13 protein-coding genes and 1 other annotated feature are annotated in these 14,249 nt (G+C 52.5%); of the genes, 5 read left to right on the top strand and 8 right to left on the bottom strand.

All coding sequences use genetic code 11. The annotated features are described in order from the left end of the window. Position 1: 1 nt before the first annotated feature. From AC1DWB_RS01290 to AC1DWB_RS01270, 5 genes are all read right to left on the bottom strand, one after another. Positions 2 to 856, bottom strand: a complete 855-nt coding sequence (locus AC1DWB_RS01290; protein WP_477539213.1) for an ABC transporter ATP-binding protein — start codon at positions 854 to 856, stop codon at positions 2 to 4. Then, positions 856 to 1,236 (bottom strand): GntR family transcriptional regulator, encoded by a 381-nt coding sequence (locus AC1DWB_RS01285; RefSeq protein WP_477539212.1) that lies wholly within the window; start codon positions 1,234 to 1,236, stop codon positions 856 to 858. Before AC1DWB_RS01285 ends, AC1DWB_RS01290 begins: the two co-directional genes overlap by 1 nt. A gap of 347 nt (positions 1,237 to 1,583) precedes the next feature. Further along, entirely contained in the window at positions 1,584 to 2,156 is a 573-nt protein-coding gene (locus tag AC1DWB_RS01280) for a collagen-like protein (protein WP_477539211.1), read from the bottom strand. Between the two features lie 760 nt (positions 2,157 to 2,916). After that, the gene (locus AC1DWB_RS01275; RefSeq protein WP_477539210.1) at positions 2,917 to 3,372 is read right to left on the bottom strand and encodes an MBL fold metallo-hydrolase; all 456 of its coding nucleotides are present in this window, start codon (positions 3,370 to 3,372) and stop codon (positions 2,917 to 2,919) included. A gap of 3 nt (positions 3,373 to 3,375) precedes the next feature. After that, entirely contained in the window at positions 3,376 to 3,696 is a 321-nt protein-coding gene (locus tag AC1DWB_RS01270) for a ferredoxin (RefSeq protein ID WP_477539209.1), read from the bottom strand. 265 nt (positions 3,697 to 3,961) lie between these two features. Then, positions 3,962 to 4,207, top strand: a binding site (T-box leader). Between the two features lie 58 nt (positions 4,208 to 4,265). On the opposite strand from AC1DWB_RS01270, the gene AC1DWB_RS01265 reads away from it, so the two are divergent. Continuing rightward, positions 4,266 to 6,308, top strand: a complete 2,043-nt coding sequence (locus AC1DWB_RS01265; protein WP_477539208.1) for an arginine--tRNA ligase — start codon at positions 4,266 to 4,268, stop codon at positions 6,306 to 6,308. Positions 6,309 to 6,332: 24 nt separating this feature from the next. Here the strand turns inward: AC1DWB_RS01265 and AC1DWB_RS01260 are convergent, their stop codons facing one another. Then, a complete protein-coding gene (locus AC1DWB_RS01260; RefSeq protein ID WP_477539207.1) occupies positions 6,333 to 7,244 on the bottom strand; it encodes an ArsR/SmtB family transcription factor in 912 nt (303 codons plus the stop codon). Positions 7,245 to 7,417: 173 nt separating this feature from the next. Here AC1DWB_RS01260 and AC1DWB_RS01255 point away from each other — a divergent pair, with 173 nt between their 5' ends. From AC1DWB_RS01255 to AC1DWB_RS01240, 4 genes are all read left to right on the top strand, one after another. Beyond that, the gene (locus AC1DWB_RS01255; RefSeq protein ID WP_477539206.1) at positions 7,418 to 9,208 is read left to right on the top strand and encodes a glycoside hydrolase family 2 protein; all 1,791 of its coding nucleotides are present in this window, start codon (positions 7,418 to 7,420) and stop codon (positions 9,206 to 9,208) included. Between the two features lie 137 nt (positions 9,209 to 9,345). Then, positions 9,346 to 9,984, top strand: coding sequence for an FMN-binding protein (locus tag AC1DWB_RS01250; protein ID WP_477539205.1), 639 nt, complete (start codon positions 9,346 to 9,348; stop codon positions 9,982 to 9,984). Between the two features lies 1 nt (position 9,985). After that, entirely contained in the window at positions 9,986 to 10,981 is a 996-nt protein-coding gene (locus tag AC1DWB_RS01245) for an FAD:protein FMN transferase (RefSeq protein ID WP_477539204.1), read from the top strand. Beyond that, on the top strand, positions 10,965 to 11,828 hold the full coding sequence (locus AC1DWB_RS01240; protein WP_477539203.1) for an RnfABCDGE type electron transport complex subunit D: 864 nt from the start codon (positions 10,965 to 10,967) through the stop codon (positions 11,826 to 11,828). Before AC1DWB_RS01245 ends, AC1DWB_RS01240 begins: the two co-directional genes overlap by 17 nt. A gap of 41 nt (positions 11,829 to 11,869) precedes the next feature. On the opposite strand, the gene AC1DWB_RS01235 is transcribed toward AC1DWB_RS01240, so the two are convergent. Both AC1DWB_RS01235 and AC1DWB_RS01230 read right to left on the bottom strand, forming a co-directional pair. Then, complete coding sequence (locus tag AC1DWB_RS01235; protein WP_477539202.1) at positions 11,870 to 13,129, bottom strand: BaiN/RdsA family NAD(P)/FAD-dependent oxidoreductase; 1,260 nt, start codon at positions 13,127 to 13,129, stop codon at positions 11,870 to 11,872. Between the two features lie 193 nt (positions 13,130 to 13,322). Continuing rightward, the gene (locus AC1DWB_RS01230) at positions 13,323 to 14,240 is read right to left on the bottom strand and encodes a hypothetical protein (protein WP_477539201.1); all 918 of its coding nucleotides are present in this window, start codon (positions 14,238 to 14,240) and stop codon (positions 13,323 to 13,325) included. Between the last annotated feature and the right edge of the window lie 9 nt (positions 14,241 to 14,249).

The following is a 14,249-nucleotide window of genomic DNA, read 5'->3' as shown; positions in this document are numbered from 1 at the left end:
CTTATTGTCCCTCCTGCGTATACACCATAATATCGTCGATGGATGGTCTGGTAACGGTCACACGGCTGTCCAGCCCGCTCTGCTCATACTGCGCTCTGCGCATTAAGCCCTCGAATCCGAGAGGCGTATGCTGGATGCCAGTGAACAAGCCACGTTTGTGCGGATTCAGCCAATCGTTGGCTCCCTGGAGCAGCACGTACATGTCCAGCAATTGTTCCTTACTTCCGCAAAAATGCAGTCTACCGTCGCGAATATAGATCATATAGTCAGCAATGCGCTCTAAGTCAGTGCTGATGTGGGTGGAGAACAGAACCGTTCTCGTGCCGGTACTGATATATTCGCTTAGAATGGACAAGATCTCCCTGCGAAATACCGGATCAAGGCCGGCAGTAGGTTCATCCATGATCAGTAGGTCTGGTTCGTGCGATAAAGCGGCGGCCAGGGCGAACTTCGTCTTCATCCCTTGCGACAGGGCGCCAATCTTCCGTCTCTCCGGTAAGCGGAACTCGTTCAGGTAGCGCTGGAATAGAGCTTCGTTCCATGTCGGGTAGAAGGATGCGATGATGTTTTTCATCTCTCGGACAGACAAGTGATTGTAGAACAAGTCCTCGGCATAGACGAAGCCGATCCGCTGTTTGATCTCCTTCTCCTTCTCGCGGTAGGACTGCCCGAATATGCGTATGTCGCCGCTGTCAGGACGGATCAAGTTCAGGATGGAGCGGATCAGCGTCGTTTTCCCGGAACCGTTCGGTCCGATCAGACCTGTTATGTAGCCGTGCTCAACATGAACGTTGAGATCACGGAATTCGAACTCGCCGTTACGTTTGGTCAACTGCTGGATTTCTATAGCGCGCATCAATCATGCTCCTCCCCATAAAATAACTGGACCAGATCCATCACATCGGCCGACTTGAGCCCTAGTGCCCGGCTCTGCGTGACAACAGCCTTAATCTGGTCTTCAAGCTGCCGGTATTGAACTTCGCGGATCGATTCCGTGTTGCGGCTGGATACGAAAGTACCCTTACCAGAAACCGAAGCGACGAGGCCCTCCTGTTCGAGCTCGTCGTATGCCCGCTTCGTGGTGATGACGCTGATCTGCAGATGCTGGGCCAAGTTGCGGATAGAGGGTAGTAATTCGCCATCCTTCAGACGACCGCTTAAGATGTGATGCTTAATTTGATCCTTGATCTGCTGATAGATCGGTTCTCCCGATGTGTGCGAAACAGATAAATTCATTGTTCACCAACCGTATATGTCGTATATATACAGTATAAACACGAAGTGGGATGTGCGTCAAGTGAAAGTGGGCCTTGCTCGAATGTCGGCCGGCATAAACATGTATCCATTAACGACATGAACATATATGCATTATTGCACTAGCGTTCACCCGTTAACGCAACGAGGCTGCCGTTAAAAGTCGGCAACCTCGTTCAAATTGAATATTCAGCTATCGTGTCCCGTTTAGTTTAGTCCTGTTCGCCTATCGGCGATGATCGGTACAAAAGCACTATATTTGTGTCATAGGAGCACTGTCCCCATGCCAGCTAATTGTACCGCGCAAATAATACTGTATTTCTTTCCCTCTATGCAATCCGCGTTATAACAAGGTGGGCTGAAACTGGTCTTGTTCCTCCTGCAACAGGAGTGATGGTTAGTGCCGTTGATTCGCCAGCAGGATTTCGTACAGTGAGTATTGAATTGATGACTGACGTTTGCACAAGAGCCATTCCTACGATCTGAGATGCACCTGTAGCTCGCCCGACCACCGTATAGGCTAAATCAGCGCCATTGAGAGTTAGCATCAGCTGGCCGGCTTCGGATACACTCACCTCGAACAAGATCTGATAAGTGCCGATTGCAGCCAAGTTAAACGAACTGGCACTGGCACCATTACGGGTGATAGCTGTCCCGCTAATAGGTCCATTTTGCGGAAAGCTTACGTCAGTACCTGGACCAACCGTTGCTGCATTATCGCCAGGCATCAAGGCAAAAAAATCTGCAAAGCCTAATACTCCACCTGCCGGCCCTACAGGTCCCGCTGGTCCTGCTGGTCCTGCTAGTCCAGCTGCGCCCAGTGCTCCTGCAAGTCCTGCTAGTCCTTGGGGTCCAAGTGCTCCTGCAAGTCCTGCAGGTCCAAGTGCGCCAATTGCTCCCACAAGTCCTGCTAGTCCTTGGGGTCCAAGTGTTCCTGCAACTCCTTGAGGTCCAGCTTCTGCAAATGCCTCCGCAAGTCCTTGAAGTATTTGCTGCGGGGAACACGGGCATTTTACTCGAAGACGCCGTTTCTTTTTTTTCTCTTTTGGATGGCACACAATTACGGTTTCCTTTTTACACCGTTTTTTTCTATCCAGACACCTCATCAACGACACCTCCCTATAAAGATGGTTCAGTGTACGTGAGTTGTTTATTTTAGGCATGGACTAATAGCCGGCTATTGGCTAGACTAAAAACTATTTTTAAGAATATTGGGTTTATGGTAGGGTAGTGTTCTACCACAAACCCCAAACACTTTCAGTTAAGACTACATAATTTAAATCAGGACAACTCATCCTTCACTGTGTCAACCCAAATCACATTTGGGTCTTTTTTTTTTGTACTTCAGTTCCCAACATCCGGGAAGTGCTGAAGTCAAGCAAAACAGAGCTTCTTCAAAACGATTAAGGATCTTACTCCTCGTGCACACTCTGAACGCTGGGCTGAAGAATGAACGGAGCGCCTGATCGCAGCGGCCGAACGCAATCCGTCTATGTAAGCAACGAGATGACCAGCAACCTTGTCAGTTTGGAGATCCTTGTCCAATCGTTCTTTCGGTACCAGGAGCACCTTAATGATTAAACTATCCTACCCGTCTAGCGCAATGAGGCTGCCGTAACGCCGGCAGCCTCGTTCCAATTGTTTGTTCAAATTTGGTTAATGCTATAGGGTTAATTGCATTTGTTTGAGTAATCGTACCATTGCTTGTTTCATCTCAGTTGCCTCATGACGAACTCGATCTCCATGCCGTGGTAACACCCATTCAAATTCCTCTTTAGTAAGGTTTTCCATGGATTTTACTTGTTCAGACCAAGAGTAAAAACAATATTCTTGATTCGCTCCAAGCGATTGGGTATTTCTATCCCAGTACAGAGGATCACCCGTGAACAAATACTTCTCATTATATAAAAGAACCATATGACCGATGGTATGTCCCGGAACGATTATAAATCGAAAATCTGGAAGCCATTGAACGGGTTCGTTACCTTCAATAGGATACTCAGCGGTTTCTGCTTCTACGGTTCTTGATCGTTCATTGATGTGCACAACACGTTTAGCCCCAAATCGTTTGGCGTATAATCGTGGCGAATCTATGAGCCAGTTTCCATCAGGATGCACAATTTAATAACTGCTCCCCCCGTATGACCTAGCCGAAGAAAAGCCGCAATAATACACATTTTCTGCAATCAAAAGTGGAAAATCATTAATTGCCTGAGCGATTCCATCTTTCTCTCTGCTTCCGATAGCAGCGGTAGGGCAAGCCAACAGAGCCTGAAATGCTTTTCGCTTATCCTCCGATAACTCCGGCTGGTGTATGACTGCCGACAGTCTATTTACTTCGGCGAACACATTTGGTGCTAACTGCCAACAAATAGTACAACCAATGCATGCTGAATTCACAAAGAAGCATCCCTCTACATTCGTTTCTAATCGTTTACTCATCTTTTCCCTCCTAACTGCTGAATTAATTCAATACCATCATAGGGCAATGAATTGAGTATTGACTTATTTGTCTTTACATAAGGAAATTATACAGGCATTATGCTGACAACGTATGTCAGTGATTCATCTCGTACTGCGTTAAACTGCCCGTTTAGTTTAATGACTAAGTGCGCTCACAAGCCGCACCTCCACAAGCCACGCATAAATCGCTAACCAAAGAAGGCCACTTGACAGGAGGGGGACGATCTGTAAGAATAGTGCTAATATTCAATCAGTGATTGGGACAGTACGTGTTGGTGTTGCGTTCAAGCGAGCCGGGGCAGGTGGGAGCCGGTATGGAGCCAATGCGGAAGCGGACCCGGGAGATGATGGTCTGAACGAGCGCGGCGAACGAGTCGCGGTTCAATAGGACAATCCGGTTGCAGGCCGTTATGCTGGTTAAGGTGGTCAGGCGCAGGAATGGCTTGGCACGAAGAGTGGTACCGCGGGAGTTCAAGCTCTCGTCTCTTGTTATTAGAGACGAGGGCTTTTTGCTGTTTCTGTGGGATAAATCAGGGAGGTACGACGACATGCATACGATCAAAGAAACGATAGCAACTGCCGTGCGCGAGCATGCGAATCAACTGCTGCAGGAAGCGGGGCATTCGTGGCCGCATGGCTTGCAGGTGCTGGTGGAACATCCCGCACACGATGAGCACGGCGATTATGCGACGAATGTGGCCATGCTGCTGGCCAAGTCGCTGCGGAGGCCGCCGCTGCAGATTGCAGCAGCGATCAGAGACAGCCTGCAGGCGAGTGGCAGCATCGGGGGCTTACTCGACACGGTGGAGGCGGTGCCTCCTGGCTTCATCAATATGCGCCTGAACTGGCATAATTGGGCCGAATGGTCGGCAATTCAGGACGCAGAGCAGGAAGGCGGCAAAGGTAACGAGGCTACCGTTGAAGACAAGTCTGCGCTCAAGGTCGTGATCGAGCACACTTCGATCAATCCGAACAAGGCGGCCCACATCGGACATTTACGCAACTCCTGTATCGGTGACACGTTGGCTAGACTATACAAACGGATTGGTTACCGGGTGGAGGTCCATAACTATATCGACGACTTGGGCAATCAGTTGGCTGATACGGTGGTTGGTTTGCTGCATACCGGCAGCCATAAGGAGCATCAGCGGTTTGGCGATTTTTGCTGGGACACATATGCCACGATTAATAAAGCTTACTCCGCCAATCCTGCCCTGACGGAGGAACGGACTCGTGTTCTGCACGAACTGGAACAGGGACATTCGAGTACGGCATGGCTGGGGGAGTTGGTCGCGGAGAAAATTGTACGGGAACATACGGCGGAGATGCGTCAGTTCGGCATTCGTTACGATGTGCTTGTATGGGAGAGCCATCTGGTGCGTCAAGGATTCTGGGCAGCGGCGTTCGCCAAATTGAAGGAAACAGCAGCATTTACCCAAGTGGAGGAAGGTAAGCTAGCCGGTTGCTGGGTGTTGAGACAGGGAGGGGGAGCAGAGGGTGCAGCGCTCGAATCAAGCACGGGCACGAGCCAAGCTTCAAACGAAGCTTCAAGCGGCAAACACTCGACCGAAGGTACAGCTGCCTCTGAAGCGGCATCGGATACTGATCATCAGGCCGACAAGGTTCTAGTCCGTTCGAATGGTATCCTGACATACACTGCCAAAGATATCGCCTACCACTTATGGAAATTCGGACTGTTGGACCAGTCATTCACTTATACCCGTTTCGCTACCGACGGGCTGTGGACCACAGCTTCCGTGCAGGGAGTGAACAAGCGGTTCGGGCGCGCGGACATCGTGCTGAACGTGATCGACCATCGGCAGCAATACCCGCAAGCGATGGTGAAGCAGGCGCTTGAAGCGCTGGGTTTCACAAGGCAGGCGGAGCGGCTGCAGCACGTCAGCTATGGCGTCGTTTCGCTCAGTCCAGGCACGGCGGAGGAACTTGGTATAGACACGTCGGATGGCAAAGCTTCCTACGCCATGTCGGGCAGACAAGGAATTGGGGTCAAGGTGGACGATATGCTCGGCCTCATGGAACAAGTCATCGAGGAGAAGCGCTCCCGTAGGACGGGATTGTCGAGCCGCGCTATAGCCGCAGCCGCGATCCGCTATTACTTGTTGCGGTACAACTTGCACACCGAAGTGGTATTCGATCTGCACAAAGCGACGGAGATCACGGGCAACACGGGCGTCTACTTGCTCTATGCCCATGCTCGAGCAGCAAGCATTATCGCCAGAGCGGAGAAGGAGGTCAAGGGAATTGCTGCTGCGGTGACTCGTTCGACCCCGGAATTTCCGGATCCCCTCGCTCCGAATCAGGGGCTGGAGCCCGTAGAATATGCTTTGCTGCGGCAAATAGCCTATTGGCCGGAGACGCTGGAGGATGCAGCGGCGGAGCGGGCGCCGAACCTGATCGGCACATATGCGCATGAGCTCGCGACCGCCTTCAACACATTCTATGCAGCCTGTCCGATCTTGAAGGCGGAAGAAGGACGCAGAAGCTTCCGGGTGTGGCTGACCGCCAAGTACAAGGAAACGCTTGGTGATGCGCTTCAAGTTCTCGGCTTGCCAACGCCATCACGGATGTAAGATTGGTCGCGAAGCTTGCTGCTGTTACCTTGACAGGACGAGCTTAATATCCTGCGGCACGTTACCGAAGTGCTTGCCGAGTATGTTAAGGCCGCCGCGATTTCTGGCATCGGCCTTAACTGTGAAGCGGACTACGATCGGCTGGTCGGCATCGAGCTTCAACTGTTTCAACGTGACGAAGGAAGAAGGTCTTCCATTGATCGAGCTGCCGTTGTCGTCAACCGTCCACTCGGTCAATAGACCATACTGGGTGCCGCCTACCCACCAGCCTGGGGTCAGCTCTCCCTTCTTCTCGCCGAAGTCGCCGGGGCTAGTCCATGTACCGATGTCCCAGCCGTTAATGGATAATGTAATATCGGATGGCCAGTCTTCTTTGAAGCCAAGCACCTCCGAGCATAGCTCCGCACTCACGGATAAGGAGCGCAGTGGCCTATTCGTACTGGGCGTACTCGGGAACTTGTATTCCAAGTAACCGTCCTCGCTCAACCAGAGGAGAAAGGCTTCCGCCCGTTCCGGCCGATAGAAAGCATGGGGATCGTCGACGTTGCCGATGATCCCTTCTTTGCCGACTAGGCCGCAGGGAGCTTTGGCATGGAAATCGCTATAAAGGCCTACCGGCATTTGAATCGTATATGTATGGGTGACGTCGTTCGGGATTCGCGGAAGATCCAGCAGCAGGGAGTTGCAAGAACGGGAACAAATCTTGCCTCTGCCGAATCGTTGGGCCGTCTCGATCAGCCCGGCAGACTCCAGAATTTGAATATTGATCGATACCGTAGGCTGTGCGACGCCAAGTTGTTGGGTCAGTTCGGTTACGCTCATCGGCCTCTCGCTCAGCGTTTCCAATATGCGCAGACGCAACTCGCTGGCTAGCGCTTTGGCCACCTCCAACACATCCGGGGTCGGAATCCGCTTGCACAAAGCTTCTTCTTCCATTGCCATTACGCTCCTTCATTCAACCATGTTTATTCCATTAGTGTACATGCAGCTATGCGATATTGCAAAAGAATGATAAGTATTATATTTTGTGAATATTAATATTTACAAATAACTATATAGATTATAATATTGCAATATAATTAATTTTTTATAGAGAGGCTGTGAGATGAATGGCAAGAGCGGAATATCCAAGACCCCAGTTCGTGAGGGACACCTGGGTTTGTTTGAACGGAGAATGGGAGTTCGACTATGACGACAAGGATGCCGGAGAACGTGAGCGATGGTATGAGGAGGCTGAGCTGTCGCGTACCATCCAAGTGCCATTCTGCTTCCAGAGCGAACTGAGCGGCATTGGCGATCCTGCCTTTCACGACATCGTCTGGTATCGACGTCAGGTTACGCTGTCAGAAGCTTTCGCTGGCAAGAGAGTGATGTTGCATTTCGGCGCTGTCGACTATTCCGCTAGGGTATGGGTGAACGGACGATTGGCGGCCACACACGAAGGCGGGCATACACCGTTCGCCGCAGACATTACGGACTTGCTGCACGAGGGCTCAGGCACCGTTGTCGTTCGGGCACAGGACTACAGCCAAGATCTTACGCTCCCCCGGGGCAAGCAATATTGGAAGGAACACTCGGAGAGCATCTTTTACACAAGAACGACTGGGATCTGGCAGACCGTGTGGCTGGAGCCGGTTGCTTGTACTCATCTCGACAAGGTCAAGCTGACCCCCGACATCGATTCGGATGAAATCCGGATTCAATCCTTCGTGAAAGGCTTCAAGGCGGATGCGGATGTGGAGCTGAGAACGATTATTTCGTTCAAAGGGGAGCGGGTGGCTGAGGAGACGATGAAGGTCGTGCATGCCGAACCGTCCCGTTCCATCAAGCTTAATGCCCATACAAACGAGGGCTGGAGGCGTTTGTGGAGCCCAACTACTCCGAATTTGTACGACATCGAGTTCGTGCTCAGTGTGGACGGACTGGAGACGGATCGTGTCGCGAGTTACTTCGGTATGCGTAAAATATCCGTGGAGCAAGGCAAGCTATGTCTGAACAATCGGAATTACCAAATGAAGCTGGTGCTGGATCAGGGATATTTCCCCTCTGGGATACTGACCGCTCCGACCGACGATGATCTTCGTCAAGATGTTGAGCTTACGAAGGCGATGGGCTTCAACGGTGCGAGAAAACACCAGAAGATCGAAGACCCGCGATACTTGTACTGGTGTGACAAGCTAGGGCTACTGGTGTGGGGAGAGATGGCTAATGCGTACACGTATTCAGACACCTATGTGGCCCGGGTTCAGCAGGAATGGCAGCAAGCTGTCGAGCGAGATTACAACCATCCGTGTGTAGTCGTTTGGGTGCCGATCAATGAGAGCTGGGGTGTGCCTAATGTAGCGGTGAACACCACAGAGCAGAATCATGCGCTATCGATGTACTACTTGACCAAGTCGCTCGATCCGACCCGCCCGGTCATTTCCAATGACGGTTGGGAGCATGTGAAGTCGGACATTTGCTCGATTCATGATTATGAGAGCAGGGAGGACGTATTGCGTGACCGCTATAGCACAGTGGAGAGCTCGGTAGAGTCTAGACCAGCAGGCAAGGTGATTAACGTTCCCGGCTACCCCTATCAGGGCGAACCGATTCTTGTGACAGAGTTCGGCGGCATCTCCTTCCGCAAGAGCGACTGGGAAGGCTGGGGTTATTCGTCCGCTACTAATGACGGCGATTTCCTGGAGCGGCTGGAAGCCGTTACACGTCCGCTGCTGCAATCCTCTCATGTCCAGGGCTACTGCTATACGCAGCTGACGGATGTGGAGCAGGAGATTAACGGCCTGCTAACGTACGATCGGCAAGCCAAAGTGCCGCTAGAGTGGATTCGCTTGATCAACGAAGGCAAGCCGTTGCCGGCCGAAGCGAAGGCTGGTACGACTGTTGCGCCGGTGAAGTAGACAGCGTGTCGTGTTGGGGGAAAATTTTTTGTTGCAGGATGAGCTAGGAGTTGTTTTTTTCATTTTTTTTTAATGTTCTTCTTATATGATGATGGAAACGATAGTTATCGTCATGATCATTAGGAGGGACTGCAACCATGATGGCTGGAATGGGTAACAAATGGATTGCCTTGTGCTCGGCTGCAGTCAGCGTCATCTATACAGCCGGCTATATCGTGACCGATTCGGGTAATGCTGATGCATCGCCCAGCCCTGGCACTGTCGCAATAGCTCAGCCTGCACCTCAACCGAGTGTGCAGGCTGAGTCATTCCGGCGTTCGGACCGCCAGGGAGGAGAGAACCGCAATCCATCCCCTGAAGGGAAGATGAGGCCAGATGAACGGCAGGAGCCTCCTCAAGGCAATCGAGACGGAAGAGCGCCGAATAACAGCACGAGCACTCACCCGGGCGATTCTGGTGCCGGTGCCGGTGCTGTAACGGGTAAGCCGCCTGCTCCGACAGGCAAAGCCGCGTACAAGGACGGCGTGTTCGAAGGGTCTGGGACCAACAGGTTCGGCACGGTGGATGTAGCCGTAACGGTCAAGAGTGGTTCCATCTCCGGTGTCCAAATTACGAGCAGTAGGACGCGTTACCCGCAGAAGTATATCGACCCGCTCCCCGCACAAGTCGTTGCCAAACAGACGTACCAGATTGACGCGGTTAGCGGTGCGACGTACAGCTCGGAAGACTTCATGAACGCTGTCTATCAAGCGCTCTTGCAGGCAGAGAAGTCCTAGTATGCAGAAGAATCGTATTTATTCCGCCTCCATCATTTGCATGGATACCCTAGTCACGATCAAGATTGTGACGTCATACTCTGAACGGACTGTCGAGGAAGGGATGGAACGCGTCTGGGGTGCATTCCGCCATGTAGAGGCCGTCTGCAGCCGCTTCGATCCACAGAGTGAGCTGCGGCAGTTGTGCAGACAGATCGGAACTCCTGTGCCTGTAAGTCCCCTTCTATTCGAAGCACTCCATTTCGCTTGGGAAGTCGCGGAGCTGACACAAGGGGTGTTCGACCCGACTGTCGGCCAGACGATGGAGCGACGCGGATTCAACCGCAACTATTCGACTGGTCAACGTATACCGTGCGAATCCGGACTGGGGAACACGATCGAGATGCTCGCGGCGGACTCTGGTCATTCGACCAGCTACAGGGATGTGCGGCTCGATGATGAACTGAGGACGGTCGAGCTGCTGAAGCCGGTGGTATTGGATTTGGGTGCAGTTGCCAAGGGCTTGGCAATCGACCTGGCTAAGCGCGAGCTGGAGCCGTTCGGCCATTATATGATCAACGCAGGCGGAGACTTGTATGTGAGTGGACACAATGAAAGGGACGAACTATGGCGTGTCGGGGTACGCCATCCGCTTCATAAGGATCAATCTGTAGGATGGATGAGCTTGACGAATACCGCAGTCTGCACCTCAGGCAGCTATGAGCGGCCTATGTCACAGACTAGCCAGACTAGCCAGACTAGCGAGCGCGAACAAAAGGAACACCACCTGCTCAACCCGCTTACTTCACGTTCCCCGGACGGCGCACTAAGCTGCACCGTTATCGCTCCGTATGCGATGATGGCCGACGCCTTCTCAACAGCGGCATTCGTACTAGGTGCGGAGAAAGGGATCGCCCTTCTGGATAGTCTGGAATTGCCAGGTCTGATGATCACACCGGAGCTTACCACCATCATGACTAGAGAAATGAGGGCGTTATGGCATGAATCTACAAGTTGAACGTCTTCGCTCCCGACCCTCTCGCGGGAAAATAGCGGCATTCGCCGATACGCCCAAAGGCTATTTGCTATTCATCCTACTGGCGCTGCTGACGATTGTAGCTGCCTATTCCCGAAGTGGTGCGGGATTGCTGAATGTCGCCATCGCTGTAGGCTTCGCTGTATGTCTCGACTTAATCGCGGGCTATTGGCAGAAACGCCGCAGGAAGCTACCGGACGGCGCTATTCTGACGGGGCTTCTGGTGTCGATGGTGCTGAGCCCGTCCGTACCCTGGTATGTTGTTGTCTCCACTACCGGAATCGGACTAATGTCCAAATATATATTTCAACTTCGCAAAAAACCGATCTTCAACCCTGCTGCATTCGGTCTTCTCATGGCGCTCCTGATTAACTCGAGCGGGCAAGACTGGTGGGGGGCGCTGCCTTCATTACCGGGATGGTGCATCGTATTCGTCCTGGTCGGCGGCGCCGTGATAACGAGACGGGCCAACAAGTTCCCGCAGGTGTTCGCTTTTCTCGGCGTCTACTTGGGCTTGTTTCTTTTGATGGGAGCGTTTCATTGGGGCGCGGCTGGGGAAATATTCCGTGTACCGTTTATTAATTCGGCGTTGTTCCTCGCGTTCTTCATGGTGACGGATCCGCCCACTTCGCCTGGCAAATACCGCGAGCAACTATTATTCGGCAGCGTTGCAGCCATCGTTAGTGTTGGAGTGAACTATGCGTTCGGTGGATTGTCTTTTCTCCTGGTCGGTCTTTTGTCGGCGAATAGCCTGTATGCTTTGTATAACAAAGTGGGGAATGTTCAAGTCAATCGTGTACAACGGCAGCAAGCGCAAGGTGGTCGATAATAGCTAATGGCTTCCCACGCCACGCGGAGGTACCAAGCCTCTTATAATTGCGCTGCTGCGTTCTTGCCTGCAGTATATCCGGTGGAGAAAGCAGCAGTAATGTTGTAGCCCCCGGTATAGCCGTGGATGTCGAGAATTTCGCCGCAAAAGTACAAGCCTTGCATCAGCTTGGATTCCATCGTCCGCGGATCGATTTCCTTGAGATTGACGCCGCCTCCCGTTACGAAAGCTTCCTGTATGGACAGGGTGCCATAGATCGCGATGGGAAAAGCTTTGATAAGCTTGGCCAGCTCCAGCCATTGCTGCTTCGGGATGTTATCGTAGGTGAGTTCCTCCCTTAGTCCCGTCCGCTCGAAGAAGAGGGGGAGCAGTCGCTCGGACACATAACTTTTTAAGACGTTCTTGATCGCCTTCTTGGACTCTTGTTTGGATAATTCCAGCGTTTCGTGAAACACCTCGTCGACACTTTTGGTCGGATAGAGGTCTAACGTTATCGTGATATGCTTAGCTTCAGACTGCTTCAAGGCCTTTACGACGAACTGGCTGCAGCGAAGAGCAGTCGGTCCCGAGATACCGAAATGCGTGAAGATCATATCGCCTTCGTGGGTAATGATCTTTTTTCCCTTAGGACTCCAGACGGTGAGGCTAATTTGACGCAGTGACAGCCCTTGCAGCTCCTTGGAGCGAATGAAAGGCTCGCTTGACGTAAGCGGTACTTCCGTCGGGTAGAGCTCACTAATCGTATGACCCGCCTTCTCTGCCCAAGCGTAGCCGTCTCCTTCCGAACCGGTGTGGGGAACGGATTTGCCGCCTACCGCTATAATAACCGCGTTGCTCCTGATTTCTTCGCCTGAACGCAGACGTACACCAGTTGTGCGGCCATCACGGTAAAGAACCTCTTTCACAGGACTATTCACCTGGATCTGTACGCCCTGCTCTCTTACTTTGTTCACTAGTGCATCTACTACCGTCTTGGCTCGGTCCGAAACAGGGAACATTCTTCCGTTGTCTTCCTCTTTCAACCGAATGCCCAGTCCTTCGAAAAAAGCGACGATGTCCCGATTACTAAAGTTGGCGAGTGCACTGTGCAAAAAGCGACCGTTGCCCGGAATATGCCGGATCAGTTCGTCCAATTCCTTGTTGTTCGTGACGTTGCATCGGCCGCCTCCAGAAATCCCAAGCTTGCGTCCCAGCTTATCCCCCTTGTCAACGAGCAGCGTCTTGGCTCCATTCGCGCTTGCCGCTATGCTGGCCATCAGGCCAGACGAGCCACCACCAATTACGATTACATCGACTTTCATATATCCGATCCGTCTCCTGTTACTCGCACATGATTTGAATTATGGATTCTATGATACCGTATGGTGGGGCACAAAACAAAGCAAGCATCGAGGAGCGGACGCGGCAGCAAGCCCGATAGACGACAATCACCCGACTGAGTGATATACTCGGTCGGGTGATTCGCTTGTACCAGCAGCAGGGGCTACAACCCATTTACTCCCCTAATACTCGCCAGCTATCGTACTCGTGAATTGCGTAGCCACTATACGCTGGATGACTGGACAGTGCGGCGGCGACCGAGTTCAGCGCCTCGTTCATCTGTCCCCAGCCTAAGCCGTAGAAGCTGGAATTCGATTCACCATTGTCCATCGTGTCCACTCCGATGACAACCGGTTTGCCCGATGCCGCCGCTTCCGCGAGCTCATGGCTGACGGCCTGAACGATGCCGGGGGCGTTGTCGATGTAGGCCATGAGTGTGATCTCATCGAGTCGGCCGATGAAATAATCAGTCAGTGTCGTCGTATCGCCCTTCCCGTCCGGGACGAGGAACCATTGCAGCCACACCGGCAAGTCGGCGCCGACGGTCAAGAACGAATCACTTTTCACCTCTTCGACGAAGCCGCTAACGGTGTCCATCCAGTACCCGATGAGCGTATCCTGTTCGGACTGCCACTGCGGCAGCACGTAAGGCTCCACGTCCAGGTGAATGCCGCTGAACCGTTCAGCGGAGAGGGAGCTATTGTTGTACGCCTTCACCCAATGAATGAATTGGTACAGCTCCCCTTGCCGTTCCGGCAGCACCCAATAAGGTTTACCTCCTAACGCTTGCACTTCGATTCCACGCTCGCCGGCTTCTCGTATGAAAGTGCGGTAGACGTCGACTGGAATGTCCGCGTCCGCTTGCAGATACACCCGATTGATACCGTGCTGAGTCAAATCCTCAAGCGTCTTCTCCTTGTCCCGCCAGATTGCGTAAGTGTTCCACATCCATGTGGCGACGATGGATGAATCTGCTTCGGCGGCCATTGCCGTCTCCGTGCGGCCTGCTGCCGGGGGCAGCACCGTCAAGGAGAACACAAGGACGAGGCAGAATGTTGCTTTCCAGGCAAGTCGGGACCATGATCGGATCATACAATAAGT

Source organism: Paenibacillus sp. P4_E11 (assembly GCF_056401635.1).
The sequence above is the reverse complement of the archived record's forward strand: the minus strand, read 5'-3'. Positions and strand labels throughout refer to the sequence as shown.